Raw genomic sequence first — 26,345 nt, 5'->3', positions numbered from 1 at the left:
GACCGCACACCTTCCGAAAGAGTATCGACGGTCTCAGAATGACAGCGTGACTATCGAGAAATCCACATCGCCGATTCGCGCGTTTCGTCCTCATGGGGTAGATTCGAGTCGACCGAACGATGTCTTCCATTTTTTGAGTTGCACCTCGAAAAGGTGTCAGTACCTGCCTCGTATTCAGCTGAACCGTGGACTTGGGGGACGTATCGGCGAGACGCTCAAGGGCGCCACATTTTTCCGCATATGAAATATTTCGTCTATTGCCGCAAATCCTCGGAAGCCGAGGATCGCCAGGTGCTGTCCATCGACTCCCAGCGCGATGAATTGCTCGGGAAATTTCAGAGGCACGAAGGTGTCGAAATTATCGATGTCCTTCTGGAGGCATTCAGTGCAAAGGCGCCCGGCCGGCCGGTTTTCGACGACATGCTCCGGCGCATCGAGCGCGGCGAGGCGGAAGGCATCATCACCTGGCATCCGGATCGACTGGCGCGCAACTCAATCGATGGCGGCCGCATCATCTATTTGCTCGACCGGCAAGCGCTCAAGGACCTCAAATTCGCCACCTTCACCTTCGAGAACAACTCGCAAGGGAAGTTCATGCTGTCGATCATCTTTGGATACTCGAAATACTATGTCGACAATCTAAGCGAGAACGTGAAGCGCGGAAATCGCGCCAAGGTTCAACGGGGTGGGCGGCCGAGCATGGCGCCGATCGGTTATCTGAATGACCGATCAACAAAGACGACGATCCCGGATCCCGATCGCTTCCCGTTGATACGCCGTCTCTTCGAGCTGGCGCTCACAGGAAACTACTCGTTGCGGGCGCTGAGCCGCGAAACTCAGAAATGGGGTCTGCGAACGGTACAAAAGAAGCGTATCGGTGGCCGATACCTGACGGTCAGCGCCGTTCATCACATACTGCGAAATCCCTTTTACGCGGCCCTCGTTGTCTGGGAGGGACAAACTCATCCGGGCGCGCACGCGCCGCTCGTCACCGTGGAGGAATTCCAACGGGTGCAGGATATCCTGAGTGGCAGAGCAAAACCCGTGATCCAAAAGCGCAGCTTCCCCTTTACCGGCCTTATTCGGTGTGGTGAGTGCGGCTTCATGGTCACCGCCGAGGAACGGACCAACAGATATGGAAGCGCGTATTCCTACTATCACTGCACCAAGCGTCGGCCGAACTACCGGTGCCGGCAACCCTTCGTGCCTGCGGACCATCTCCAGACGATGATCGAAAATGAGGTCGGCCGCCTCGCGCTGCCCGAAAAGTATGAGCGATGGGCAGATGCAGAGCGCCAATCTGCGGCGGCTAGGCGCGACCAAGAGAGATCACTGCAGACAAAGGCAACGGAAGGAGAATTGGAAGAAGTTGAAAGAATGCTCTCAACGTTGCTTATGCTGCGCACGCGCGAGACAATCGATGACACGGAGTTCATTACGGAGCGTCAACGGCTTCAGGTGCGAAAGCTGATTCTTAAGGAACGCCTGCATCAAGCTGACAATGGAAAAGATCGGTTTGAACCCGACCGCTTGCTCATTTCGTTTAGCAATAGAGCCATTTTCTGGCTTCAAGAAGGTGACGACGAAATAAAACAGAGAATTGTCCGGGCGGTCGGTTTGAACCTTGTGCTAACAGACAAAAAACTGAGCTTTCAAGCCAGAAAACCGTTCCTCATCCTGTCGAATATCGTCTGTCGTTCAAGCCTGTGCGCGCGGTTGTATGAGGTTCGAACTTTATACGATGCACGCGACCCGGAAATGATCGAAACAATAGAGCTCGTCAAAGAAGTTATTGAGATGATGGAGCGGAAGAGTCAGGAGAAGGAGGCTGCGTAGCTTTCCCCTCTCGTGCGGCACGTTCGCTCGGCAGTGGTTGTGCGAGAAGCGTGAAAAGTTCGACGAGGCGTGCACCCATCTCACTTGCTTCGTCTATCGTCAGATCTTCGTCGTGCTCTTCTTTATGAATCTGGATTAGTTCCTGTAGACGCTCTGGTGAAAATTGCATGCTAGGCATCATAGCGCCATCCTCAGAGAATGCTCGGAGTGGAACCTTGCCGTCTTGGCATCAAGAATGTGAAGACGCCTTCGGTTGTCGATACGTCAGTATGCCTCAATACAAAGTCCACTAAGTCCCCCACGTCCATCTTCACGAAGACGAGCTCGAACTCTTCCTAAAAATATGCTGCAAATACTGGGATGTGATGAGTGATGTGGTTCGGAACAAAGTCCACCAAGTCCTCCAGTCCGCATAGAAACTATTCACTTACGGTGTCTGGCAGGCCCTCAACTGTGATATAATTCAGTGATGTTAGTTTGTTCTGTTTGTCATTTAGTGCGCGTTTTTAAGCAGATATCTGCGAGCCACAATTAGAAAACATACTTATTAGGAAACCCCATGGCGGCAAAAATTGAGTTTTTTCCTGTAGATAACGGAGACATGGCCCTCGTAACGCTCGAAAGCGGTCGCGTCATTTTAATTGATGCCAACATTAGGGCATCCGCCGACGACAAAAATGATGACGAGGTACCTGATGTTGCGACGATGCTCCGAGATAGGCTGCCAACAGACAGTCAGGGGCGCTCGTATATCGATGTGTTTCTGCTCACCCATCCTGACCAAGATCATTGCCGGGGGCTGAGAAAGCATTTCCATATTGGTCCTTCGGATGACTGGGACGAGAGCGAAGACAAGATTTTCATCCGCGAGATGTGGTCTTCCCCTATCGTTTTTCGTCGGAAAGACAGGATTGAATCTCTGTGTGAGGACGCGGCTGCCTGGCGGGATGAAGCGCGTCGTCGTGTAAACCTCTTCAAGAACGCAGCCGACCCGGCCGGCATCCAAGATGGTGATCGTATCTTGGTGCTTGGTGACGATATTGACGGGAAAACCGAGGGCATCGACGACATACACGTCGCGATTGATGAGCATTTCTCGTACATCTGCGGGGAGGAGGATACGTCGTTTTCGTCTCTTCTCCTTGGACCACTCCCCCCATCTGATGACGAAGACACAGAAGAAATTCTTGCGAAAAATCGTTCTAGCGTAATTATGCAAATGTCGATTGGTGCGGACGGCGTGGACAATGCATGTCTTCTTCTGACGTGCGGCGACGCGGAAGTCGCGATTTGGGAACGACAGTGGGAATTGCGGTCAGGCGACCCTTCTTCGCTCGAATTCGATATTCTTCTCGCCCCTCATCACTGCTCTTGGCACGCACTGTCGTACGACAGTTGGTCCGACAACGGCGAAGACGCAGTACTTTCTGAGGATGCTCTGAGCGCATTAAGTCAAGCGCACGACAATGCGGTGATCGTTTCGAGCTCAAAAGCCATTAGCGATGATGACTCCGATCCTCCGTGCGTGCGCGCTGAACGAGAGTACAAGAAAATTGTCGATTCTGTCGGAGGAGACTTTTACTGCACCATGGATGACGGCAAAGATTCCACGGTGCTTCTCTTCGAGATCTGCGGCGATGGACCGGCAAAAAAGAGTGACGGCGGAGGGGACGGGCCCACAAACCCCTCGGCCTTTGGCCCGGGCAGTATTTCGCGTACGGAAAAACGCGGGGGCGGACGATACGCATAGTTACTTAGTCGCCAGATGAATTTTGACGAATCCGCGAAAGATGTTGAGCAATGGTTGCTTGCTACGTGCAATGCGGCGCGAACTTTGTCGCCAACAGAGTGTGCTGCCTACAAGGCGCTTCATATTCGAAAGGGATGGGAAGTCACCATAGGTTTTAAGACGCGCGAAGGAATAGTCCACCTACTGCTTGATTCAGATTTTCCATACTCTCCACCCCGCGTGGCTTACAGATCAGGAGATTGCTATCTGAAGTGGCCGCATGTGGAGGAGAATGGCGTCCTCTGTCTGCCGAAGAACTCTGTTTCCTGGACCGATCCAATCGAGAAAGTGCGAGTAGCGCTGGCTGATGCGTGTGTTTTAGTCGACGGAACCCTTCATCTGGATCCAAGCACGACCGAACTTTCTCGGGAGTTTATTTCCTATTGGAATCGGGCCGTGGATACTTCTGTCCGAAAAATCCAATCACTCTTGGAGCCGACAAGAAGTGCCGGCGAAATCGCCGTATGGTGGGGAAAGGACGAAATCGTAGCTGCCGAGAACGGTGAACAGCTGACCCACTGGCTTAGAAATAGCGGGTCAACCGCTGAGGTTCAGTTCACGCAAGGTATTTTCATTCGTCTCGATGCGCCATGGGTTCCTCCGTATCCGGAATCGCTTCAGCTGGTCGTCGACAAGCTCCGAGCAGTAGACCCTGACGTGCCGGGTAAGCTTGAAACGCATGCGATCGACAACGAGCGCTGCGTCGTCGTAATGGCCGCAAGCGTTGAAACGGGCACCGGCCTTACTGGAATCATCATTGAAGGTGGTATTCTGCGGAAGTTAAACGGCTTCCGCCCCAAACATATTCCCCGGAATTTTAAAATTCCCCATTGGTATCAGAATGCGACCGTAAACCACAGTATCGTCAATCGAGCCGATGCGGCATGGATCCATGGTCGTGACAAGAATGAGGAATTGGCCGAGACTTTGACTAAGAAAGTCACGATCTTGGGCTGCGGCGCCCTAGGGTCTCATGTGGCGGTGCGGCTTGCACAAGCCGGTGTTGGTTCGCTGATGCTCTGTGATCCGGAGACACTTGCGGCGGCAAATGTAGGTCGGCATGTGTTGGGAATGCGATCCGTTGGACGATCGAAGAGTCTAGATCTCGCGAACGAAATTCGACGACGCTTTCCCCACCTGACGGTCGAGGGACATCACACTGCGTGGCAACACGCATCAGATGAAGTTCGGGAGAAGATATGGGCGTCCGACTTGATCATCTGTGCAATTGGAGACTGGTCGAGCGAAGGGCTTTTGAACGAGGAACATCGAGTGCGTGGTGTCCCACCCATTATTTATTGCTGGATGGAAGAGCATGCCACGGCAGCCCACGCCGTAGGAATAGTCAATCAAAGTTCCTGCATCGCATGTCTACTCAACGAAACTGGGAATACAGCTGCGCCGGAGACAATTTGGAATGACGGCGCGGAGGAGGTTTCAGAGCCTGCTTGTGGTGCCTACTTCCAGCCCTTTGGTCCAGTTGATATCGCTTACGCTGAGGGAATTGCTGCCGAGCTAGCGGTCGACATCTTAACCGGGCGTGTTGCCGAGAACGTACATCGGGTCCATGCAACTTCGACACATCGCTTGAAGAAGCTAGGCGGTGACTGGAGTGAGGCACATAAGGAATTCCGCGGTCACTTCGAGGGAGGCTTGCAATTTCAACGACCAATTGAAAATTCAAGCGAATGTCCATTATGCAATCCCGTCCATGATTGACACTCCGCTCGCCTTCGAACTGCCGAACAATCTAGGACGCTTGGAAATCGAGACCACGGCGTTGAAGCATATGTGGCGTCATCGGCAAACAAATCTCCTCAAAAGAGAGGCTGGTGGTCAACTCTTCGCTGCAATCGACGCAGACGCGGTTTGTATTGTCGAAGCGACGGGGCCACGGCCAACGGACAAACGAGGTCGCTACCACTACCATCCTGACAGAACTGCTGAGAAGAGAGAGATAGAAGATCGATATGCTGCCGGCCTACATTTTGTTGGCGATTGGCATACGCATCCGCAAGGCATGCCATCGCCGTCTGATACTGACCTTTCCAACTTTCAGGATATGGTCACGAGAAGCGAGCACAGTCTTCCCGGGTTCATCCTGATTGTTGTTGGCAAGCAGCGCTTCCCATCTGGACTTCATGTGACTTTCGTGACGGCGACAGGCTTTTACGAGCTGACACCGCATGCCCCTGTGTAGCTATTTGTCCGCGCACGACGTTGAGAAGATTTTTCGGTAGAGATTAATCCTTAGTTCGAATCCTCTTCGTGATGTACGCCGTTTGCTTTCGATATGAGAAAAGAAACAGCGACAGAAGAAGCAGTATCAGAACAAATCCGCCGTGCCCGGACAAGATGGGGCATAGACCTTCTATCCAAGCGTAAAGTTTGATGAGGCAGAGTGCCGCGAACACGGCGCAGAGTGTTCTGTACGAGTTGTTGGCCTCAGAGAGAATCTCAATCTTGGGATCGGCCGATGAGGCCTTCACGAAATCGGCATACTCGGCGAACTTTACAAAACCGACGGACTTCAGGATGGGCTCGATAATCAGCGAGCCTAGCCGGCTTATCACCATCCCGATGAAATAATAGACGAAAGCGGCAACCAGGATGTTGTCTTGCGCGAAGGAATAGTCAGTCCACGCCTCTGCGAGAACAACAAAAAGTACGCCCGGAAGCAGGTAGTTGAATAAATTATATGACGATATTTTTGTCAGCAGCTCGTTCATGGTGAGATTATACGCTCAACTCTCTCAACTTTGTAATGGGTCTCCGCACCCGCCCAACAAGGTCGTCCGGCCGCATCGTAAGCTGTAGTGATTCACAGTTGGTTGTGGCGCTATCGTTCCTGATTCCGTGCACATAGAAAAAGGACCGGGATTCCTCCCGGTCCTGAGTAGTTTTATTCCGCCGCCACATCGGCGACGGGTTCTGTTTTGACTTCCTCGGCCTCGCGCCGAAGCGGCACCGGCAGCCAGCGCTTGTCCCGAAGAAGCTCTTCCGCACGTTGGGCCATGTCGGGTTTCTTGAGCTCCGTGAGGTACTTCGCCGTTGAAGCCGAAGTCGCCTCACCGACCACCTCGATAATCTGACCTTTTGTCAGGTGATCGAAGAACTGTGCCCGTGTCGGTTGCCACCAGTCGGTCATGTCGAGGGCGAGTGCCGTCGCGAGGTCTCGGGCTTCGATCATGCGCCGGCCGGGGCTCTCGTTCTTCCGATGCACGGCGTCGAGCGTGAGCGCGACGCAATAGGCGAGAAGATCGAGCAACACCTCCTGCTCGGTTTCGAGAAGCCAGGACCAGAGGTGTTCTGCCTCCGGCAGCCTCTCGCACCACTGCGTATGGCGCGCGAGCAGAGTGGCCGCCGCCCGGCTCTCCCCCACCGTCTTCGAGAAGCTCCCGAGATCGATGAAGGAAGGCTGGAGGTGGAGACAAGGCGAGGCATAGCGTTCGAAGAAGAGATGCTTCGCCAGTCGGTAGACGAGAGCGGCTAATGCCACCTTCGGGTTCCCTGCCAGCATCTCCCGAAGCGCCGCGGTGCGGTGCGCCGAGAGATCGGTCAGCAGCGTGTCGGAATAACCTTCGGGGCGTCCATTGCCTTTCTCTCTCCGCTCAGCGGGACGTGACGGTTCTCCGTCTTCGTCGTCCGTCTCCTCGCGTTTCCGGTCTTCCGGCCGGACGAGACCGGCATTCACCTCAAGCTCGCCGTCGGGTGTGAGGCTCAGGATGACGCCGACAGCCTTCCGGTCCTCGTCGGACCATTGGAGATGCTGCTCTTCGAGGGCTTCCATCTCCTCGACGATCTTGTCGAGTTCGGCCGACTTGGCTTCGTCTTCCTGGTCTTCGAGCGCCGCGACGAGTTCGTCATAGCGTTCGGAGAGGGCGACAAGCCGGGCCTCATCCTCCTCCGACAGGGCGATCTCGCCGGCCTTGACGCGGCCGAACTTCGCAAGGGCGCCATAGTCGGTCTCGGACATCACCTCGACCCAGGACCAGCCTTCGGCCCGAACCTTCGCGGCCTCGGTGTCGAGCTTCTCGGCCACGAGACGGTCGAGAAGCTTGCTGTCCGCGAAATAGCCTTCGGATTCCGGCTGGAAGAGGTCCCGGATCACAGTGCCGCCAGCCGCTTCATAGGCATCAATGCCGATGAAGAGCGCCCGACGATCCCCACCCTCGACAAGGGCACTGGTGAGGTGCCGCCGGATCGCCTGGGGCGAGCGATGGCCATGCGGCGTGTCGAACCAGAACGCTTCCTGGGCCGCATGGTCGTCGGTGATCGCGAAGGCCATGAGCTGGTCGAGCGTCAGCTCTTCCGCCCGGTAGGCCGCCATCAGGCGGGGCGAGACGGCGCCGAGTTTCAACCGTTGGATGACGACTTTCGCCGGCAGTCCGAAACGGGCGGCGATCTCCTCGGCCGTAAGCCCCTCCTTCTGCAGTTTCGCGAAGGCGTCGAACTGGTCGGCCGGATGCAGGGGCGAGCGGACGATGTTCTCGGCAAGTGAGACTTCGACATAGGTCGCAATCTCCGTCTCGCCGAGCACCCGGCACGGGACCGGATAGTCCATCGCGATCTTGTGCTGCTTGGCGAGGAGCTTTAGCGCGTCATAGCGCCTGCCGCCCGCCACGACCTCGTAAAGTGGTTCCGCTTCCTCGCTCCCGACCCGGACCAGCCGGACCACGAGATTTTCGAGGAGGCCGTGCGCTTCGATGCTCGCGGCCAGTTGCGCGATATCGGCCTTGCGGCCGGTCTTGCGCACATTGAGGGTTGCCCGCTTCAACTGGCAAAGCGGGATCGTCATGAGGTTCTCGCTCATGGAAGTTCTCCGATGATGATGGTGAAAATTGCGCCGACGGCCGTGAACCAGCCGCGGACGCGATGCGGACCTGGATCAAAAGGAACAGGTCTCGCTCTATCGTCCCGGAGAAAGTGATGCTCACCTAGGCGTGCAAACTTGCCGATCCGGCAACGGCATGGGGATAACGCAGGTTCATGCCGGGGAGAGCTTCCGCGCCATGCGGCACGTGCAAGATTGCACTCCTACTGGTGCCGCTGCCTGTACCGGACAATGCGCTCATGAAGCGCTCGCCGGACATCTCGTATTTCGCGCAAACGAACTTCCGGAACGACCGGCGGGCTTTCGGCATCAAACAGGATGACCGGCATTCGCATGTCTATGCGATCGGCAAGACCGGCACTGGCAAGACGACCTTCCTGGAAACGCTGGCACGCGGCGATATCGATGCCGGCCGGGGCTTTGCCCTGATCGATCCGCATGGCGACCTCGCCGAACGGGTTGCTGCCTATGCTTGTGATGTGCGTCCCGGCGACCTCGTCTACCTCAATGTGCCCGATCCGGCGCAGCCCTTCGGCTACAATCCGCTGAAGCGTGTGCCGCTCGACCGTGTGCCGCTTGCGGTCTCAGGCCTTATGGAAGCTCTGAAGAAGCACTGGTCGGATGCCTGGGGCGTCCGCATGGAGCATGTGCTCCGGAACGTCCTTTTTGCGCTTCTCGAACATGGCCACGCCAAGCTCGACGATGTCCTGCGCATGTTGAACGACAAGACCTACCGGCAGCAGGTTGCGGGCGCACTCGTCAATGAGCCGGTGCGCAATTTCTGGAAGAAGGAATTCGAGCAATATTCCTGGCGTTATAGGGCGGACGCCACCGCGCCTATCCAAAACAAGATCGGCGCCTTTCTCGCCGACCCCACACTTCGGCGTATCCTGACTGAGCCCAAGGAGATGCTCCGCTTCCGGCGTCTGATGGACGATGGCAAGATCGTCGTCGTCAATCTCGCGCGCGGCAAGATCGGCGACGACAGCGCGGCACTTCTCGGCAGTCTGCTCGTCACCACGATCGGGCTCGCAGCTTTCAGTCGGGCCGATATATCGGAAGCGAAGCGCCTTCCCTTCTTCCTCTATATGGATGAGTTTCAGACTTTCACGACCTTGAGCATTGCCGGCATGATCTCGGAACTGAGGAAATACCGGGTAGGGCTCGTGCTCGCGAACCAGCATCTCCACCAGCTCGACCCGGATGTCGCCCATTCAGTTCTCGGCAATGCCGGGACGCTGGTCTCGTTTCGTATCGGGCCGCATGACGCAGCACTCCTCGCCCGTGAGTTCGCGCCGCGATTCGACATGCTCGATCTGATGAATCTCCCCAACCACCGCATCTATCTGAAGCTGATGATCGACGGCATGCCGTCGCAGCCTTTCAGCGCGACGACACTTTCGCCGGGCGGCACGAAGGCAATTCAGGGATAAAGTTAGGCTTTGTGAGGAAATGGTTCGTGCTATAATTATCATATGAGCGGAACGACCACCAAATCCGGCAAGCGTCCTTCCAAGGGCTTTACCCTTGGCCGGCAGAGCTTTGCGAAAATCAGCGCCGTTGAGGGTATCAAGATGTCCCGGGCGATGGATGCCGAGTTCCGGGAGTTCGACCGGAAAGGGCTCTCTCCGGAACAGCGGCGAAAGGCCATCGCTGCCAAATACGGCAAGACGCGATAGCCGCCTCCTCCATGTACGACGCGGTCGCCGATCCTTACTGCTATCCTGGCACGACCGTCCTCATGAATATTCCCGGCCTGCGCACGCAAGCCGCGCTCGATGCGTTCGAGACAGCAAGCACGACGCAACGCGCAGATGAACCTCTGCCTTCAGGTCGGCTGAGCGCCACGCACTATCGCGCGCTTCATCACCACCTGTTTCAGGATATCTATGCCTGGGCCGGCAAGTTCCGAACCGTCAGGATATCCAAAGACGGCAGCGCTTTCTGCTATCCCGAAAATATTCAGCGGGAAATGTCTGCGCTCTTCGACGATCTGAAGAAGCAGCGCTATTTTCGCGATCTAACAGCCGACGACTTTGCGAAAGCGGCGACGACGTTCCTCGCAACACTGAACGCCATCCATCCCTTTCGCGAGGGCAACGGCCGTACGCAGACAGCCTTTCTGGCGCTCATCGCCGATCAAGCCGGTCATCCGATTGATCTGCAAAGGCTTGAGCCGGAAAGATTCCTGAAGGCGATGATCGCGAGTTTTCATGGCGATGAGAAGCCGCTGCTCCGGCAAATCCAGAGACTCATCGCTCCGTAAAGCCAATTGCACCCAAGGTCTTGAGAACTCGCGGAATTTCCCTTTATGTTCAAAGGCATAGGGAAGTAGAGAGCCTAGGGAGAGCCTAAGTCTTTAGAGGAATTCTCAAAAACACCGTAAGCCTTTGGAAGAAATGGTGCGCCCGGAACGATTCGAACGTCCGACCCTCAGATTCGTAGTCTGATGCTCTATCCAGCTGAGCTACGGGCGCGTGCACTTCCGGGGGCGGCTGTAATCCGCGCCTCAGCGAAGGCGGGCCACTCTTAAAGCGTTGAGGCGTCGAAGGCAAGAGGGCTGAGGAACGGAAAAGATGGCCCTATCCGCCGCTTATGAGCGGCCGTGCCGGGCGCGCCACGAGACCGCGGCGCCGAGGCATTCTGCCTCGTAGACGCCCCGGGCCATGGCCCGCGCCACACAATCCGCCGCAAGCGCGCCGATTCCGATCACGGCCCGGTGCCGCAATTCCGGTCCCAGCGGGTAAGCCCCTGTGGCGAGGACGAAAATCGTGTCGCCATCGACGGGCGTGTGGATCGGCCGGACCGCGCGGGCGAGCCCATCCTGCGCCATGATGGCGACACGGCGGGCCTCTGCCGGTGTCAGATCGGCATTTGTCGCCACGACCCCGATCGAGGTGTTGGAGCCGGGCGCCACATCCGCCTTGGAGCCGGTCATCGGGTCCTGCGCCGCGAAATTCGGCATCGGCGAGGGCCAGCCGAGGCCGCCGAACTCGCCATCCATTTCAAACGGCGCGGCCCAGAAGCAGCCGCTGCCGGGCATGACCGCCGCGCCGAAGGGGTTGGCCGCCATCAGCGCGGCGACGGCAAGGCCGCTTTCGGTGAGAGCGGAAGATGAGCCGAGGCCGCCCTTATATTGCCCGGCCGTCGCACCGAGGCCGGCGCCTGCATTGCCGAGCTTCAAATCCTCGGTGGCCTTCTCGCAGGCATCTCGGCCAAGCGCCCGATAAGGCGGCTCCTCGCCCCATTTCTTGTTTCCGCCATTCGCAAGGTCGAACAGGATCGCAGCGGGGACGATGGGCGAGACGAGGGGGCTCGAGCCGACGCGGAAGCCGCGGCCCCGCGCGCCGAGCCACCCCGCCACGCCGGACGCAGCATCAAGGCCGTAGGAAGAACCGCCGGAGAGCACCACGGCGTCCACCTGATCGACGAGGCAAGCCGGGTCGAGCGCATCGGTTTCGCGTGTGCCGGGGCCGCCGCCGCGCATATCGACGCCCGCCACAGCGCGCGTCTCCGGCAGGACCACCGTGACGCCGGTGCGAGCATCCTCATCCTCCGCGTTGCCCACCAGCAGCCCGCCGACATCGCAGAGGTGGTTGCGCGGTCCCTTCCTGATGGCGCCAAAGAGCATGGGGTAACCTCTCGCGTTAGCTGTGCCGCATGGGAAGCGGACCCGTTGCGGCAAGATGCAGAATCCAGAACATGATTTGCACCGGAAAGTCTGCAACTTTCTGGTGCATGCTCTAGGATGGCGGACGGCCCTGCGGCCGGAACCTCAGCGTGAAAGGGAGACGAAGGGATGAAGCTGACGCGAATTCTGGCCGCATTGGGCGCGTTGACCGTCGTTTTGCTGCTTCTCTTCGCGGGTTTCACCTATTGGGCGCAGGACGAGGAGCCCTCCCCCTTCATCGTCGCCGCCGCGAGCCCCTATGCCAGTGAGGCGGGCGCCGAGATCCTGCGCGCGGGCGGCAGCGCCGTCGATGCGGCCATTGCCGTGCAGGCCGTGCTGTCATTGGTGGAGCCTGAATCCTCCGGCCTCGCAGGCGGCGCCTTCATGCTCCATTTCAACGCCGCACAAGATGATCTGACTGCCTATGACGGACGGGAGACGGCGCCCAAAGGCGCGAGCCCCGATCTTTTCCTCGATGAAAACGGCGAGCCCCTTCCCTTTCTCGATGCGATGATCAGCGGCCGTTCCGTCGGCACGCCTGGCGTCGTAAAGATGCTGTGGCTCGCACATCGCGAGCACGGCAAGCTTGAATGGGCGAGGCTCTTCCAGCCCGCGATCAAGCTTGCGGAAGAAGGCTTCCAGGTCGCGCCGAAGCTTGCGGAAGCCATTGCGCGCGATCCGGTGCTGATGCAGATGCCGGTGGCGCAGGACTATTTCTACCGCCGGGAGAATGACGGCGGACGCGTACCCTATGGCGAAGGCGAAACGCTGACGAACCCCGCCTATGCGGCGACGCTGAAGCTCATCGCGGAGAAGGGCTGGCAGGGCTTCTATGAAGGTCCGGTGGCCGAGGAAATCGTGGCGGCGGTGCAGAATGCGCCCGCGAGGCCCGGCACCCTGACGCTTGAAGATCTTGCCGCCTATGAAGCGAAGAAACGCGAGCCGATATGCGCGCCTTATCGAACATACCGCGTCTGCTCGATGCCGCCGCCCACATCAGGCGGCCTCACGGCGCTGCAGATCCTCGGCATACTTGAGAACTTCGACCTGCGGGGCATGGAGCCGATGTCGCTGACCGCGGTGCACTTCATCGCCGAAGCGGAGAAGCTTGCCTATGCCGACCGCGACAAATATATCGGCGATCCCGATTTCGTCGACGTGCCGGTAGAGGCGATGCTCGACACCGGTTATCTCAAATCTCGGGCAGACCAGATCGACGCCAGCCTGTCGATGGGCAAGGCGGTGGCCGGGCAGTTGAAGGATGAGCGCGCCTTCAATTGGGGACTGAACCAGCCGGTCGACAAGCCCTCCACCAGCCATTTCAGCATCATCGACAGCGATGGAAATGTCGTTTCCATGACCACCACCATCGAGGGGCCCTTCGGCTCACATCTGATGGCGGGAGGCATGATGCTGAACAATCAACTCACCGATTTCTCCTTCTCGCCGGAAGAAGACGGCCGCCCCGTGGCGAATGCCGTGGCCGCCGGCAAACGGCCCCGTTCCTCCATGACGCCCGTCATCGTGTTCGACGAGGACGGCGCCTTCCACGCCGCTGTCGGGTCGCCGGGCGGCAGCCGCATCATCGGCTATGTGACGCAGACGCTGATCGCGGTGATCGACTGGAACATGGGCATGAAGGAAGCGATTTCCCAGCCGCGCTTTCTCGACCGGAACGGTGCGCTGGAGATCGAGGCGGATACCGTTCTCGTGACGATCGCTCCGCAGCTTGAACAACTCGGTCACAAGGTCGAAATAAAGCCGTTGATGAGCGGCTTGCACGGCATTCTGGTCACGCCGCACGGGCTAGCCGGTGGCGCCGACCCACGGCGCGATGGCAATGTGGTTTCGGAATTGCGCTAGAGAGGCGCGCGCGCGGCGCGAGCGAGGCCGAGAAGCGCCGCGTCTGCCCTGCGGATGACGAAGACAGGGATATCGGAAAGATAAGCGTCGAAGCGGCCCTTCGCCTCGAAGCGGGCGCGGAAAAGCGCCTCGTCGAAAAGGCCGGGTCCCGCCGCCAGCCAGCCGGGCACGATGCCGCCGCCGATATAGATGCCGCCCCGGGCGCCGACCGTGAGCGCAAGATCGCCGGCCACGGCGCCGAGCCAGCCGCAGAACAGACGAACCGCTTCTTCCGCCAGGACGCATGTGCCAGCCCGCGCGCGCGCCGCCACTTCCACCGGCGATGGGGCGGGCGTCGCCTCCTCGCCCGACAGTGCGGCAAGAGCGGTGTAAAGCGCGACAAGGCCGGGACCGGACAGAACGCGCTCGACCGAAACATGCCCATAGATCGACTGGAGATGCGCGAGCACCGCCGCCTCCCGCACATTCGAAGCCGCAAGGTCGACATGTCCGCCCTCGCCTGCCACGACAATGTCGCGGCCGCCGTCGAACACAAGCGTCGAGACGCCGAGGCCGGTACCTGCGCCGAGAATGCCGACAGGCGCTCCCGCCACCGCATCGCGTGCAGGACCGACCGCATGAAGATCAGGCCCCGTGAGGGCCGGGATCGAGAGTGCCAGCGCCGCGAAGTCGTTCATCAGGCGCGGATGCTTAATGTCCGTCACCCGCGTCAGCGTTGCGGCCGTCACGTCCCAGGGGCAGTTCGTCATGGCGATATGCGCGGCTGCGCCCGTCCCCTGCACGGGCCCGGCGGCGCAGGCTGCAACGCCGCCAATGAGCGGGCGGCCCGCCTCCTCGAGGAAGCGGCTGAGCGCCAGCTCGAGGCTCGCATAATCCGCGGTCTGGAAGATGATGGGGGGAGAAACCTCGATACGGCCATTGCGCGAGGCCGCCAGCGCAAAGCGTGCATTGGTACCGCCGATATCGGCGACCAGCAGCGATGCCTCCCCCGCCAGGCTCACGATACGGCCGAGATCGTCCGCCGTCGCGTCACGGTAGCGAGCGTCGACATGAAGTCGTCGCGCCATTGGGCGACATCTTCGGCCCTCAGTCTTTTCATCAGCGCCTCAAAGCGTTCGCGGCGTTCCTGCAGGCTCATATAGCGCGCGATCTGCAGGGCATCCGCCACTCCCTTGCTGTCGTAAGGGTTCACGATAACCGCTTCCGGCATCTGATAGGAAGCCCCGGCGAAGCGCGAAAGGATGAGAACGCCCGGATCTTCCGGGTCCTGCGCCGCGACATATTCCTTCGCGACAAGGTTCATGCCGTCGCGGAGCGGTGTCACGAGGCCGATCTTGCTGGCGCGGTAAAGGCCGGCAAGCGCCCGGCGCGGCAGCGGCTTGTTCAGATAGCGCAGCGGCGTCCAGTCGAAATCGCCGAAGGTGCCGTTGATATGGCCCGACAGACCATCGAGTTCCTCGCGCATCTGGCGGTATTCCAGCACCTCGCCGCGCGATGCCGCCGCGATCTGAAGATAGGAAACCTCCCGCCGTGTATCGGGATATTCCTGCAGCAGACGCTCATAGGCCTGAAAGCGTTCGGCAATACCCTTCGTGTAATCGAGCCGGTCCACGCCAACGATCTGGGTGCGATCGCCAAGCCCCTTCGTCACCTTGTCAAATTGCCGGCGCGCATCCTTGTCGTTGGCGGCGATATCGGCAAAGCCCTCCGTATCGATACCGATCGGGAAAGCTCTAATGGTGACGGTGCGGCCGAAGCAGTGGAGCTTGTCGCCATTCGCAATACCGTGCGCCTCTCGCACGACATAGTCGCGGAAGCGTTCGCAATCCTGTTCCGTCTGGAAGCCCAGCACATCATAGGCGAAAAGGCCCCGCACCATGGCGTCGTGGTGCGGCAGGGCCGCCAGTACTTCGCGCGCGGGAAACGGAATGTGAAGGAAAAAGCCGATCGGCTGTTCGGCACCCATCTGGCGGAGCTCGTTGCCGAAGGCCAGGAAGTGATAATCGTGCACCCAGATCGTGTCGTCGGCCCGCAGCAGCGGATAAAGGACGCGGGCAAATTTGGCGTTCACCCGGCGGTAGCCTTCATAGTAGCGGCGGTCGAAGGCCGTGAGGTCGATCCGGTAATGGAAAAGCGGCCACAGGCAGCGGTTGGCGAAGCCGTTGTAATAGTCCTCGTATTCCTCAGGGGTCAGATCGACGGTGGCGAGGGAAAGGCTTTCGGCATCCTCTATCGAGGCGTAATCGACGGCGCGCTTGTCCGTCTTGCCGCTCCATCCGTACCAGAGCCCACCGCGGGCGCGAAGTGCGTCCACCAGCGCCACGGCGAGACCGCCCGCGCGCGCTGCATCCTTGACCGGCCCGACACGATTGGAAACGACGACTAGCCGACTCATACCTGATCTTCCCATTTACGGCTCAAACGCATCGCTGCGTTTATGATGCCGACAAGGGAATAGGTTTGCGGATAGTTTCCCCAAAGCTCGCCGGTGGCCGGATCGATATCTTCGGAGAGCAAACCCAAACTATTGCGGCACGCCAGGATTGACTCGAAAATCTCTCTTGCTTCATCCGTCCTGCCGACTCGGGCGAGGGCGTCTATGTACCAAAACGTGCAAATATTGAATGCGTTCCCGGGCACCCCAAAATCGTCAGCGGTCGCATAACGGAACATGTGCTGCCCCCGGCGGAGCGACTTCTCGATGGCCAGCAGGGTCGACTGGAAGCGTGGATCGGATGGCCGGATGAAGTTGACTTCCGCCATCAGCAAGAGCCCGGCATCGAACTGGTCGCCTTCAAAGCTTTCCGTAAACGCGCCCAGTTCCTCGTTCCAGGCGCGTTTACAGATGGTTGCGTGAATCTCGTCGGCGAGCCTCCGCCAGTGCCGGGCGCGTTCCATCAGGCCGAGATGCTCGGCAATCCGGGCAAGCCGGTCGCAGGCCGCCCAGCACATGACACTTGATGATGTGTGGACGCGGGCGCGGGTCCGCAGCTCCCACATGCCGGCATCCGGCTCCGCATGCATCGCATAGGCCCGCTCGCCTACTTTCTCGTAGCGTTCAAAGTCGGCCATGGTGGCGCGTTGCAGCAGCCGCTCGTCGAAAAAGGATTGCGACGCCGCGAGGATCACATTGCCATAGACGTCGTGCTGGAAGTGCTCATAGGCCTGGTTGCCGCGCCGGACAGGGCCCATGCCCCGGTAGCCCGGAAGCGTTTCGACAATATGCTCGTCGAGGCGGGTTTCGAGGCCGATGCCATAGACGGGCTGGAGATGGCCTTCCTCCGCCGAGCCAACAATGTTGCCGAGATAACGAAGGTAATTTTCCATCGTCTCGACCTCGGCCAGCGAGTTGAGCGCCCGGATCACGAAAAAGGCGTCGCGCAGCCAGCAGAAGCGGTAGTCCCAGTTTCGTTCGCTATCCGCCATTTCGGGAATGCTGGTCGTCAGTGCCGCGACTATGGCGCCGGTTTCCTCGTAGCAGCAGAGCTTGAGAGTAATGGCGGCGCGGATGACGGCCTGTTGCCATTCGAGCGGCAGGGCAAGACGGCGTACCCATCTCCTCCAATAGTCCTCCGTTCGCTCCTCGAATTCGCGTGCGGTTTCCTCCACGCCGCCGGTCAGCGTCTCGTCCGGGCCCATGATGAAGCTCAAGGGGTTGGTCAGATTGAAGATGGTTTCGTCGAGCAGATAAGTGAGAGGCGCGTTGGTCGACAGGCGCAGGGCGAAGCCGCTGTGAAAGAAGCGCACATGATGGCTGCCGCGCGTGATGCTTGGCGCCTGGGCACCGTAGTTGAAGCCGGGCCGGAGCCTGATGCGGATGCGGGGCGAACCGGCCAGCGGGCGGACACGGCGCACAAGGGTCATCGGCTGGAAGATACGTTCCCGCCGGGTGAAGCGAGGCGAAAAATCGCATATCTCGATGGCATTGCCGTCGCGGTCTGTCAGTTCGGTAACGAGGATTGCCGTGTTCGGGCGATAGAACTGGCGCGAGGAGGCGGCGTTTTCGATTTCGATCGACCAGAAGCCCTGGTCCGGGGCGTTCTCGTCTGGAGGTTCGCTGCCGTCCGGGCCCTTGTTCAGGAGATCGTAGAAGACCGGATCGCCGTCCAGCCGCGGAAGGCAGCACCAGACGATGCGGGCCCATTTGTCGATGAGGGCACCATAAGTGCCGTTTCCGATTATTCCGAGATCAAGTGACGACAAAACCACTCCTGTCTTCTGTCTCAAAAACTCAGCCGGTGTCCGACAACACCGACGCCACCTCTTTCAACCAATCAATGAAGGCTTCGACCGAAGCCACCCGGTATTCGGCACGGGAAAGTCCCGGCCCGATCTTTATCGTAACGCCTTTCAGCGCCCTGACGACCCCGAAGCCGTCCTCATCGGTGCGATCATCGCCCGCGAAGACCGGCACCCGGCCTGCAAAAGGCGGGACCTGCATCAGATTTTCGATAGCATAGCCCTTGTTCACATGGTCGGGCTTGGCCTCCAGTACCATCTTGCCGTCGATCACATGGATACCGGTCGTGCCTGCGACTGCCGCTTTCATGGCGGCACGGCACTCCTTTTCGCGTTCAGGCGCGCGGCGGTAGTGAAGCGCGACGGCACCCGGCTTTGTTTCCAGGATAAGCCGCGGATCGGCCTCGACGAGTGGCGTGAGCACACTTGCGATTACGGCAATCCCCTCCGCCTCGGCGGGGGGCCGGATTTCGGCGTCGCGATGCGTCCGCAGTTCAAGCCCATGCACACCGGCGCCCGGAAGGACAACGCCCAGCAGCCGGTCGACCTCCGCAAGGCTGCGGCCGGAAACGACGGCGACAGCACCGCCAAGACCTTCGAGAAGACCGGCGAGAACCTGCGGCATGGCCGGATCGACAACGACGGCATCCGGCGAGGGAGCCAGCTCCGTCAACGTACCGTCAAAATCGAGAAACAGGGCCCAGCCGGGTTGGGGGGCGGGCAAGGGCAGCCCGTCTTCCTTCATCGAATCCATTCCACTTCCATTAATTCCGCTGCGCGGATGCGCATCAATTTCGCTGCGGGAATGCGGCGGCAAGACCTTCGGCCTCGGCGCATTCGTGAGGTGTTCCGGCATCATCCGGAATGCAGATGCGAAAGGTCGTTCCCGACGCATCGCTTTTCAAGAGTTCTATGTGCCCGCCATGCATGCGCGCAAGTTCCGCAGCGATAGCAAGGCCAAGTCCGGTGCCATCCGCGCGCGTGCCGCCCGAGAAAGGCTCGAAAAGATGTTCGCGTGCCTTGGCGGGCAGGCCGGGGCCGGTGTCCGACAAGTCGATATGGATGTGATCGGCAGCGCGGTGGGCGGCGATGCGCATCTCGCCGCCGCGCGCATGCCCCGCCTGGCCATCGGTCAGCGCCTGTGCCGCGTTGCGCGTGAGATTGAGCAGGATGCGAAACAATTGATCGGGATCCGCATCCACTTCGAGATCGGCGGGCACGTCGTTCACCCAGCGCACAAGCTCATGGTCCGGCCAGGCGGCTTCCGCCACTTCGTCGGCGAAAGAAGCGAGCGGGATGCGGCGGCGCTGCGGCGCCGTTTCCTCCGCCCGCCCGAACTTCAGCGAATTGGTGCAAAGATCGATTGCGCGGTCTATGGAAGCAAAGAGGCGTGGCGCCAGATGCTGCACGGTCGGATCGTCCACCGCGCCGAGGCGGTCCGAAATGAGCTGGGCGCTGGCAAGAATGTTCCGCAAATCATGGTTGATCTTGCTGACTGCAACGCCGAGCGAGGCGAGATGCGCCTTCTGGCTCAATGTCGCCCTGATTTCCTTTTGCATCACCGACAGTTCGCGTTCGGCAACGCCGATCTCGTCGGCGCGCAAGGACGGCGCCATGACACGCCGCGCATCTTCCGGATTGTCGCGGAAGGCAACCATGTTTTCGGTGATGCGACGCATCGGCCGGACAAGCACGAAATGAAGGACGACGAAGACGAGGCTCGCCGTGATGATCGAGATGACGAATGAAAGCAGAAAAATATTCTTGCTGTAGCGGAGCATGGCGCGGCGAAGCGGCGTCTCGTCGAGAACGATTTCTATGGACTCGCCCGCGCCGAAATGCGGGTTGCCGGTCACCAGGACGATCCGCCCGTCGCCGGCCAGCAGCGTTTCGAACGCATCCATAACGAGCCGCATCGCCATGGCATCGCGAAGGTCGAAGCTCGTGTCGACCATGGGCGGCATATCCTCGCTCAGCACCAGGCGGCGGGCGTCGTCGCGGCGGAGCGCCACGGCATAGACTTGCGCATTCTTCAGCAGTTCCTCGCGGAGCGCAGGCGAGACCATGTTGTCGGGCCGCGCCTCGAGCGCGAGAGAGGCGATCTGCGCCGCCGCCAGCCGCTGATCGAGCCAGTTCAACCGGAAGTTCGCAACCGACGGTACGAAGATCAGCACTTCGGCCAGCATGACGAAAAGGATCGTGAGCACGAGGAGACGGCGCGAGAGCGAGCCGCGCAGCGGCCGCGAGAGGCGCCGCCACCAGCCCTCCCCGATCCTGCATTCGCCTTCCGCCGTTGCTCTCATTATCCGGCCGCTCTCCGAAACATGGGGCTCCGGGGCGATCTTAACCGAAGAGGCCGAGAAAGCGCACAAGCATCCGCGTCTTCGGGCTGAACAGCGTCGGCGTGTAGTAGCTGCCCGCCACGCGCTTGCTGATCTCGGAGAGCGTCGGGTAAGGCGCGATCACGCTCGCCATGGCGCTCAGTTTGAGGGCCTGCGACTTCGCCAGCACCCAGGGCAGGATCAGTTCGCCCGCATGCGGCCCCACAATCGTCGCGCCAAGGACGCGGGCATGGGTATCGGTGATGACTTTGATGACGCCTTCGGTCTGCCGCTCGGCCTGGGCGCGGTCGTTTTCGCCGAGATGCCAGCGCAGCACGTTGATCTTCATGTTGCGGTCGCGCGCCGAGGCTTCGGTCTCGCCGACATGGGCAAGCTCGGGATCGGTGAAGGTCACCCATGGCACCGCGCTGTGGTCGGCGCGCGCGGGCACGCGGAAGAGCGCGTTGCGGATGACGATGCCGGCGTGATAGCCCGCAACATGGGTGAACTGCAATCCGCCGGCGACATCGCCCACGCCGAAGACGCGCTTGTTCGTCGTGCGCAACCGGTCGTCGAGCTTCAGCCCGCGTGCGTCATATTCGATGCCCGCCTTTTCAAGATCGAGCCCTTCGACATTGGCGCGGCGGCCGGTCGCAATAAGGATGTGCGAACCCTCGATGGTTCGCGTCTCGTCCTTGTCCTCGATGGTGACGGAAATCTTTCCCGCTTCGCCCGACACGCTCAACACCTTCACGCCTTCAAGAATTTCGACGCCGTCGCGGCGAAGCCGGTCGATGACGATGGCGGAGAGTTCCGGGTCGTCGCGGGTGAAGGCGCGCTGTCCCTCCAGCACCGTCACGCGTGCGCCGAGACGGCAATGCGCCTGAGCCATTTCCATTCCGATGGGGCCGCCGCCGACAATGATGAGATGGCTCGGACAATCGCGGTTCTCGAAGAGATTTTCGTTTGTATAGAACGGCACCTTGTCGAGGCCGGGGATCGGCGGCACGGCGGCGCGCGAGCCGGTGGCGACGACGAAGCGCCGGGCGGTGATTTCCGCATTGCCGGCGATCACTGTGCTCGCGTCCCTGAAGCGGCCATGATCCTTGATCACGGTGACGCCTAGCGCCTCGAAGCGGGCCACGGAATCGTTTGGCGCGATGGCGGCGATGACGCTGTGAACGTGATCCTGCACCTTGCCGAAATCGACCTGCGCCTTTGCCGGCGCGATGCCGAAGGGTTCGCCCGCGCCCATGCCATAGGCCTGTTTCGCGGCGGCGAGCAGCGCCTTCGATGGCACGCAACCGGTATTGAGGCAGTCGCCGCCCATCGCGTCGCGTTCGATCAGCACCGTGCGTGCGCCCATCTGCGCGGCGCCCGCCGCGACAGAGAGGCCGCCCGAGCCCGCGCCGATGACACAGATGTCAGCCTTGATCCGTTTGGCCATGAGCCCTCTCGAGAATGTCCCGCCGCCGCTGGCGGGGATGATTTATTCCGCCGCGCCTGTCCGGGCCTTCCCGGAGAAGCGGCGATAGACAACAGGCACAAGTGCCAGCAGCGCGAGGGCGAGAATGGGCCCGATCACCTGCGGCTGGAAAATCAGGCCGAGATCGGGGTCGCGCCCCGCGTCGAAGATTGCGCCGAGCCCATTGCCAAGGCTCGCATAGACGAAGGTGCCGGGCAGGATGCCGAGAAAGGTTGCCACGACATAGGTGCGAAGCGGCACGCCGAGAAAGGCGGGCGCGAGATTGACGAGGAAAAACGGAAAGAGCGGTACGAGGCGCAGCACCAGCATGTAACTGAAAGCGTTCTCACCGAAGCCCTCCTCCAGCTTGCGGAGCTTCGGCCCCGCTTTCGCGCGCAACATGTCGCCAAGGGCGGTGCGGGCGGCGAGGAAGAGCAAAGTCGCGCCGATGGTGGCGCCGACAACCGTCAGCAGACCGCCGAACACCGTGCCGAACAGGAAGCCGCCTGTCAGCGTGGCGACAAGAGCGGCGGGAAGCGAGAAGGCAACAATGGCGATATAGGCGAGCACATAGGCCAGCGCCGCGAGCAGCCAGTTGGCGGCCACCCAATCGGACAGCGCCTGGCGGTTGTCCCGCAGCGTGTCGAGCGTCAGGTAGCGGTGGAGGCCGAGCGCGAAAAACGCTCCAAGCCCCGCCGCCAGCACGATGAGCGGCAGGAGGCGGCGTGCCGAAAACCGGCCGGCGGAGGGATCGGTTTCGGTCATTGCGGTTCCTCGCGGTTCGCGTCGTTGAGCGACCAGTCGTAGCGATAAGACGACACGGCGCCGATGTTTTCCAGTCCGGCGCTCAGCGCCGCATCGGCATATTTGCGGATTTCGGCGAGGACGCCCGCTTCCGAGCCGCCGAAATCCTTGCGGTACCAATCGAAAATGCTGGAGGCGATGAGGCCGCCATCCTCGATCCGGGCGCCGCGCGGACTGTTGATGAAGCCCCGCGCCGCGCCCTCAAGCATCTCTTCGAGCCCGGCGCCCGTATAGGGCCGGGGCGCGAGGTCGGGGCAGCCCCATGAGGCGCAGTTCACGGCGTAATGGACGCGCCGGTCTCCGAATTCCTGCCGGAGGATGCCGTGCTCGATATCGTCGAGCGACAGTTCACGGCCCGCCACGGTCACGAGCTTCTTGCCCCAGGGGCCCTTGGAGAAGAGGCCGGGCGAAATCGAGATGTCGCGGATCGAGGCGACGGGATAATGATCCGTCACCACGTCGACGGTCAGCGCATTATAGAGATTGACCCAATAGGCGAAGCGCTCGTCGCGCGGCAGGCTCTCCGGCTCCACCTGCTCCAGCGCGGCGATATAGGCCTTGAGCGCCGCATGATCCGCCGCATTGGCCTTCAGCGCGCCGTAATCGACCCGGTTGGGCGCACCGCCCTCGCCTTCCGTCAGATAGAGGTCCAGCAATCGGCCCCACTCGCCATGGTTCGGCATAGTCGCTTGTTCCGCCTTCAAGGGCGTCCCCGCTATGCAGAACAGGAACAAAGCGGATACAATGAGTGCCGGGCCCGCCTTCAGGCCACTCCGCCTCATGTAATTTACCCTGTTATGGCCCTGTTTCACGCGGTTCAGCCCATCTTCCTCGTCCGGCCGTGACATTACGCATAAGCGGCGGCAGCGACAGGGGGTATCACTCATTTGTGAGACAAATTCAGGCCCGGTGAAGGAAGCGGGAAATGCCCCGTCACCGTTGACTTCCGCGGGTCTTATCGCTTATACACCCCGCCAGACAGCCGTCGGGTGGCAACGCCTGCGGCTCTTGTTTTTATTGGCACAGACGAGGCGGTTCCAGACCCGCCCGGAGCCCCACCGGCCAGCGGACTGGCAGGTAGCGGGCTCGGCCCAGACCGCCGGAGAAGAGACGTGAAACGGACTTACCAACCGAGCAAACTCGTCCGCAAGCGCCGCCATGGCTTCCGCGCGCGCACCCAGACCGTGGGCGGCCGCAAGGTTCTCGCCGCGCGCCGTTCCAAGGGACGCAAGCGGCTTTCCGCCTGACATCAAACGTCGTGGCATTACCAGCGGACGCGCATCGGAGCTTGGCCGCGATGAGCCAGATCGAGCGCCTACGCAAACGCCGCGACTTTCTCGCCGCCGCCCGCGCATCCAAGCGCGCCGAGCGCGGCCTCGTGCTGCAAGCGAATGAGCGCGGCGACATCGCCCCTCCCCGTGTCGGCTTCACCGTCACCCGCAAGGTCGGCTCGTCGGTTGTCCGCAACCGGGCGAAGCGGCGCTTGCGCGCAGCAGCAGCCGAAATCCTTCCACTCGCCGCAAAAGACGGATACGACTACGTCCTGATCGGACGGCAGGCCACTCTCACGCGGCGCTGGTCCGATCTTCTCGACGATTTGCGCCTTGCGCTGCGCACCATTCACGCCAAAAACGGCGGCGGCACGCGCGCTTCCTCCGCCGCCCCAAAGCCTGCATCTCCGAAAGACGATCCACATGGGTGACAACCGCAACTTCATCATCGCCATCTTCCTGTCGGTCCTCGTCTTTATCGGCTGGCAGTATTTCTTCATCGAACCGCAGATGGAGGCGGAGCGCGCCAGGCAGGAGCAGCTTGCGGCCGATAACGGAACGGCGGAGCCGGCACCCGGCGCCGCACCTTCCGCTCCCGGCGATGCGCGTCTCCCCAGCGTCGATGCCCCGGCAACACGCGCGCCCGGCGTTGCAGCTTCCGGCGCGGTTGCCCGCGACGAAGCCCTGGCCCAGAGCGCGCGCGTTCCGATCCTTTCCGAAGAACTTCAGGGATCGGTTTCGCTGCGCGGCGCGCGTTTCGACGACCTGAAACTTCTCAAATACAATGTGACCGTCGACCCGGAGAGCCCGGAAGTCGAACTCTTCTCGCCGGTGCGGACCGAGCGGCCCTATTTTTCCGAGTTCGGTTTCATCGCCGCCCCCGGCGCCAATATCAACCTGCCGACATCGGCCACCGAATGGGAGCTCGAAGCGGGCGACCGGCTGACGCCGCAGACGCCGGTGACGCTGCGCTGGGACAATGGCCAGGGCCTCGTCTTCCACCGCGAGATCGCGCTCGACGAGCATTTCCTCTTCACCGTCACCGACCGGATCGAGAATCTTTCGGCCAACGAAGTGACGCTCTATCCCTACGGCCTCATCTCGCGCACCGGGCGCCCGGCGGGCAGCTCCTTCTTCATTCTGCATGAAGGCTTCATCGGCGAGTTTCCGAGCGTCGGCGAAAAGGCGATCACCTATGACGATGCCGAGGAAGACGATCCCGTACAGGTAACGGACACCGAAGGCTGGCTCGGCATCACCGACAAATACTGGGCCGCAGCCCTTGTGCCGCAATCGGGCCTGAACTTCGTCGCGAATTTCAGCGAGCATCCCGATCCCGCGATCGTGAACTACCAGGCCGATTTCCGTTATGGCGCACAGACCGTGCCGGCCGGCGGAAGCATCACGCTCAACAACCGGCTTTTCGCGGGCGCAAAGGTCAGCACCGTCATCGACAGCTACCGCGACGCCGGTATCTACAAGTTCAGCCTGCTGATCGACTGGGGCTGGTTCTGGTTCCTGACGCAGCCGATGTTCGACGCGCTGCACTTCATTGCGCTGCATGTCGGCAATTTCGGCATCGCCATTCTCGTCATCACCGTGCTCATCAAGCTCGTCTTCTATCCGCTCGCCAACAAGTCCTATGTGGCCATGAGCAAGATGAAGAAGCTGCAGCCGGAAATGGAAAAGCTGCGCGAGCGCTACAAGGACGACAAGTTGAAGCAGCAGCAGGAGATCATGGAGCTCTACAAGAAGGAGAAGGTGAACCCGCTTGCCGGCTGCCTTCCCGTCCTGATCCAGATCCCCGTCTTCTTCGCGCTCTACAAGGTTCTGTTCGTCACCATCGAAATGCGCCACGCGCCTTTCTTCGGCTGGATCAACGATCTTTCCGCGCCGGACCCGACCTCGATCTTCAACCTGTTCGGACTGATCCCGTGGGATCCGCCCTCGATGCTGATGATCGGCATCTGGCCGCTCATCATGGGCTTCACCATGTTCGTGCAGCAGCGCATGAACCCGCTGCCGGCCGATCCGATCCAGGCACAGATTTTCACCTGGATGCCGGTCATCTTCACTTTCATGCTGGCGAGCTTCCCAGCCGGTCTCGTGATCTACTGGGCGTGGAACAACACGCTGTCGGTGATCCAGCAGGGCGTCATCATGAAGCGGCAGGGTGTGAAGATCGAAATCTTCTCCAATCTCGGTCTCGAAAAGCTCGCCGGTGTCTTCTCCGGCAACAAGCCGAAATCCTGA

General features: G+C 60.6%; 22 protein-coding genes and 1 tRNA gene. 11 read left to right on the top strand and 12 right to left on the bottom strand.

Annotated features, from left to right (window positions below):
- Positions 1–240 precede the first annotated feature (240 nt).
- The 4 genes from PLAV_RS01645 (at position 241) to PLAV_RS01630 (ending at position 5,825) form a co-directional block, all read left to right on the top strand.
- Complete coding sequence (locus PLAV_RS01645) at positions 241–1,836, top strand: recombinase family protein (RefSeq protein ID WP_011995234.1); 1,596 nt, start codon at positions 241–243, stop codon at positions 1,834–1,836.
- A gap of 559 nt (positions 1,837–2,395) precedes the next feature.
- Positions 2,396–3,586 (top strand): anti-phage 6A-MBL system MBL-fold protein, encoded by a 1,191-nt coding sequence (locus PLAV_RS01640; protein WP_011995233.1) that lies wholly within the window; start codon positions 2,396–2,398, stop codon positions 3,584–3,586.
- Between the two features lie 15 nt (positions 3,587–3,601).
- A complete protein-coding gene (locus PLAV_RS01635; RefSeq protein ID WP_011995232.1) occupies positions 3,602–5,344 on the top strand; it encodes a ThiF family adenylyltransferase in 1,743 nt (580 codons plus the stop codon).
- Positions 5,337–5,825 carry a Mov34/MPN/PAD-1 family protein gene (locus PLAV_RS01630; protein WP_011995231.1) on the top strand — a complete coding sequence of 163 codons (489 nt, stop codon included), beginning with the start codon at positions 5,337–5,339 and terminating at the stop codon, positions 5,823–5,825. Before PLAV_RS01635 ends, PLAV_RS01630 begins: the two co-directional genes overlap by 8 nt.
- A gap of 43 nt (positions 5,826–5,868) precedes the next feature.
- On the opposite strand, the gene PLAV_RS01625 is transcribed toward PLAV_RS01630, so the two are convergent.
- Together PLAV_RS01625 and PLAV_RS01620 are read right to left on the bottom strand one after the other, a co-directional pair.
- On the bottom strand, positions 5,869–6,354 hold the full coding sequence (locus PLAV_RS01625; protein ID WP_011995230.1) for a hypothetical protein: 486 nt from the start codon (positions 6,352–6,354) through the stop codon (positions 5,869–5,871).
- Between the two features lie 173 nt (positions 6,355–6,527).
- Positions 6,528–8,438 carry a ParB/RepB/Spo0J family partition protein gene (locus PLAV_RS01620; protein WP_011995229.1) on the bottom strand — a complete coding sequence of 637 codons (1,911 nt, stop codon included), beginning with the start codon at positions 8,436–8,438 and terminating at the stop codon, positions 6,528–6,530.
- A gap of 260 nt (positions 8,439–8,698) precedes the next feature.
- On the opposite strand from PLAV_RS01620, the gene PLAV_RS01615 reads away from it, so the two are divergent.
- From PLAV_RS01615 to PLAV_RS01605, 3 genes are read left to right on the top strand one after another with little or no spacing between them, the layout of a single operon-like run.
- A complete protein-coding gene (locus PLAV_RS01615) occupies positions 8,699–9,892 on the top strand; it encodes a type IV secretory system conjugative DNA transfer family protein (RefSeq protein ID WP_168713164.1) in 1,194 nt (397 codons plus the stop codon).
- A gap of 42 nt (positions 9,893–9,934) precedes the next feature.
- On the top strand, positions 9,935–10,138 hold the full coding sequence (locus tag PLAV_RS01610) for a hypothetical protein (RefSeq protein ID WP_011995227.1): 204 nt from the start codon (positions 9,935–9,937) through the stop codon (positions 10,136–10,138).
- 11 nt (positions 10,139–10,149) lie between these two features.
- Positions 10,150–10,725: a Fic/DOC family protein gene (locus PLAV_RS01605; RefSeq protein ID WP_011995226.1), complete on the top strand. Its 576-nt coding sequence runs from the start codon at positions 10,150–10,152 to the stop codon at positions 10,723–10,725.
- Positions 10,726–10,859: 134 nt separating this feature from the next.
- Here the strand turns inward: PLAV_RS01605 and PLAV_RS01600 are convergent.
- Together PLAV_RS01600 and PLAV_RS01595 are read right to left on the bottom strand one after the other, a co-directional pair.
- Positions 10,860–10,936, bottom strand: a tRNA-Arg gene (locus PLAV_RS01600).
- A 116-nt stretch (positions 10,937–11,052) separates the two neighbouring features.
- Positions 11,053–12,090, bottom strand: a complete 1,038-nt coding sequence (locus PLAV_RS01595) for a P1 family peptidase (protein WP_011995225.1) — start codon at positions 12,088–12,090, stop codon at positions 11,053–11,055.
- 168 nt (positions 12,091–12,258) lie between these two features.
- Here PLAV_RS01595 and ggt point away from each other — a divergent pair, with 168 nt between their 5' ends.
- Positions 12,259–13,992: a gamma-glutamyltransferase gene (gene ggt, locus PLAV_RS01590; protein ID WP_011995224.1), complete on the top strand. Its 1,734-nt coding sequence runs from the start codon at positions 12,259–12,261 to the stop codon at positions 13,990–13,992.
- Here ggt and glk read toward each other — a convergent pair.
- From glk to PLAV_RS01550, 8 genes are read right to left on the bottom strand one after another with little or no spacing between them, the layout of a single operon-like run.
- Complete coding sequence (gene glk, locus PLAV_RS01585) at positions 13,989–15,059, bottom strand: glucokinase (RefSeq protein WP_049767673.1); 1,071 nt, start codon at positions 15,057–15,059, stop codon at positions 13,989–13,991. The two genes, ggt and glk, sit on opposite strands and share 4 nt — an antisense overlap.
- Positions 14,990–16,387, bottom strand: coding sequence for an alpha,alpha-trehalose-phosphate synthase (UDP-forming) (otsA, locus tag PLAV_RS01580; RefSeq protein WP_011995222.1), 1,398 nt, complete (start codon positions 16,385–16,387; stop codon positions 14,990–14,992). Before otsA ends, glk begins: the two co-directional genes overlap by 70 nt.
- Positions 16,384–18,195, bottom strand: coding sequence for a glycoside hydrolase family 15 protein (locus PLAV_RS01575; RefSeq protein ID WP_011995221.1), 1,812 nt, complete (start codon positions 18,193–18,195; stop codon positions 16,384–16,386). Before PLAV_RS01575 ends, otsA begins: the two co-directional genes overlap by 4 nt.
- A gap of 28 nt (positions 18,196–18,223) precedes the next feature.
- The gene (otsB, locus tag PLAV_RS01570; protein WP_011995220.1) at positions 18,224–18,985 is read right to left on the bottom strand and encodes a trehalose-phosphatase; all 762 of its coding nucleotides are present in this window, start codon (positions 18,983–18,985) and stop codon (positions 18,224–18,226) included.
- A 34-nt stretch (positions 18,986–19,019) separates the two neighbouring features.
- The gene (locus PLAV_RS01565; RefSeq protein ID WP_011995219.1) at positions 19,020–20,534 is read right to left on the bottom strand and encodes a sensor histidine kinase; all 1,515 of its coding nucleotides are present in this window, start codon (positions 20,532–20,534) and stop codon (positions 19,020–19,022) included.
- A gap of 40 nt (positions 20,535–20,574) precedes the next feature.
- Positions 20,575–21,999, bottom strand: a complete 1,425-nt coding sequence (locus PLAV_RS19575; RefSeq protein WP_011995218.1) for a dihydrolipoyl dehydrogenase family protein — start codon at positions 21,997–21,999, stop codon at positions 20,575–20,577.
- Between the two features lie 42 nt (positions 22,000–22,041).
- Positions 22,042–22,782 carry a TVP38/TMEM64 family protein gene (locus PLAV_RS19570; RefSeq protein WP_011995217.1) on the bottom strand — a complete coding sequence of 247 codons (741 nt, stop codon included), beginning with the start codon at positions 22,780–22,782 and terminating at the stop codon, positions 22,042–22,044.
- Entirely contained in the window at positions 22,779–23,525 is a 747-nt protein-coding gene (locus tag PLAV_RS01550) for a DUF547 domain-containing protein (protein WP_168713163.1), read from the bottom strand. The genes PLAV_RS19570 and PLAV_RS01550 overlap by 4 nt, the downstream gene beginning before the upstream one ends.
- Positions 23,526–23,933: 408 nt before the next feature.
- Here PLAV_RS01550 and rpmH point away from each other — a divergent pair, with 408 nt between their 5' ends.
- From rpmH to yidC, 3 genes are read left to right on the top strand one after another with little or no spacing between them, the layout of a single operon-like run.
- On the top strand, positions 23,934–24,068 hold the full coding sequence (rpmH, locus tag PLAV_RS01545; protein ID WP_011995215.1) for a 50S ribosomal protein L34: 135 nt from the start codon (positions 23,934–23,936) through the stop codon (positions 24,066–24,068).
- A gap of 50 nt (positions 24,069–24,118) precedes the next feature.
- Entirely contained in the window at positions 24,119–24,523 is a 405-nt protein-coding gene (rnpA, locus tag PLAV_RS01540) for a ribonuclease P protein component (protein WP_011995214.1), read from the top strand.
- Entirely contained in the window at positions 24,516–26,345 is a 1,830-nt protein-coding gene (gene yidC, locus PLAV_RS01535) for a membrane protein insertase YidC (protein ID WP_011995213.1), read from the top strand. The genes rnpA and yidC overlap by 8 nt, the downstream gene beginning before the upstream one ends.

Origin of the sequence: Parvibaculum lavamentivorans DS-1, from assembly GCF_000017565.1 — a bacterium.
Lineage (GTDB): Bacteria > Pseudomonadota > Alphaproteobacteria > Parvibaculales > Parvibaculaceae > Parvibaculum > Parvibaculum lavamentivorans.
The sequence above is the reverse complement of the archived record's forward strand: the minus strand, read 5'-3'. Positions and strand labels throughout refer to the sequence as shown.

What these genes read in the sequence shown, in the direction of transcription:
- PLAV_RS01595 (WP_011995225.1), bottom strand. Translation starts at nt 12,090, where the DNA reads ATGCTCTTTGGCGCCATCAGGAAGGGACCGCGCAACCACCTCTGCGAT.
- PLAV_RS01615 (WP_168713164.1), top strand. Translation starts at nt 8,699, where the DNA reads ATGAAGCGCTCGCCGGACATCTCGTATTTCGCGCAAACGAACTTCCGG.
- yidC (WP_011995213.1), top strand. Translation starts at nt 24,516, where the DNA reads ATGGGTGACAACCGCAACTTCATCATCGCCATCTTCCTGTCGGTCCTC.
- PLAV_RS01610 (WP_011995227.1), top strand. Translation starts at nt 9,935, where the DNA reads ATGAGCGGAACGACCACCAAATCCGGCAAGCGTCCTTCCAAGGGCTTT.
- PLAV_RS01635 (WP_011995232.1), top strand. Translation starts at nt 3,602, where the DNA reads ATGAATTTTGACGAATCCGCGAAAGATGTTGAGCAATGGTTGCTTGCT.
- otsA (WP_011995222.1), bottom strand. Translation starts at nt 16,387, where the DNA reads ATGAGTCGGCTAGTCGTCGTTTCCAATCGTGTCGGGCCGGTCAAGGAT.
- PLAV_RS19570 (WP_011995217.1), bottom strand. Translation starts at nt 22,782, where the DNA reads ATGACCGAAACCGATCCCTCCGCCGGCCGGTTTTCGGCACGCCGCCTC.
- PLAV_RS01625 (WP_011995230.1), bottom strand. Translation starts at nt 6,354, where the DNA reads ATGAACGAGCTGCTGACAAAAATATCGTCATATAATTTATTCAACTAC.
- PLAV_RS01640 (WP_011995233.1), top strand. Translation starts at nt 2,396, where the DNA reads ATGGCGGCAAAAATTGAGTTTTTTCCTGTAGATAACGGAGACATGGCC.
- PLAV_RS01630 (WP_011995231.1), top strand. Translation starts at nt 5,337, where the DNA reads ATGATTGACACTCCGCTCGCCTTCGAACTGCCGAACAATCTAGGACGC.
- PLAV_RS01605 (WP_011995226.1), top strand. Translation starts at nt 10,150, where the DNA reads ATGTACGACGCGGTCGCCGATCCTTACTGCTATCCTGGCACGACCGTC.
- PLAV_RS01565 (WP_011995219.1), bottom strand. Translation starts at nt 20,534, where the DNA reads ATGAGAGCAACGGCGGAAGGCGAATGCAGGATCGGGGAGGGCTGGTGG.
- PLAV_RS01620 (WP_011995229.1), bottom strand. Translation starts at nt 8,438, where the DNA reads ATGAGCGAGAACCTCATGACGATCCCGCTTTGCCAGTTGAAGCGGGCA.
- PLAV_RS01645 (WP_011995234.1), top strand. Translation starts at nt 241, where the DNA reads ATGAAATATTTCGTCTATTGCCGCAAATCCTCGGAAGCCGAGGATCGC.
- ggt (WP_011995224.1), top strand. Translation starts at nt 12,259, where the DNA reads ATGAAGCTGACGCGAATTCTGGCCGCATTGGGCGCGTTGACCGTCGTT.
- rnpA (WP_011995214.1), top strand. Translation starts at nt 24,119, where the DNA reads ATGAGCCAGATCGAGCGCCTACGCAAACGCCGCGACTTTCTCGCCGCC.
- otsB (WP_011995220.1), bottom strand. Translation starts at nt 18,985, where the DNA reads ATGGATTCGATGAAGGAAGACGGGCTGCCCTTGCCCGCCCCCCAACCC.
- PLAV_RS19575 (WP_011995218.1), bottom strand. Translation starts at nt 21,999, where the DNA reads ATGGCCAAACGGATCAAGGCTGACATCTGTGTCATCGGCGCGGGCTCG.
- glk (WP_049767673.1), bottom strand. Translation starts at nt 15,059, where the DNA reads ATGGCGCGACGACTTCATGTCGACGCTCGCTACCGTGACGCGACGGCG.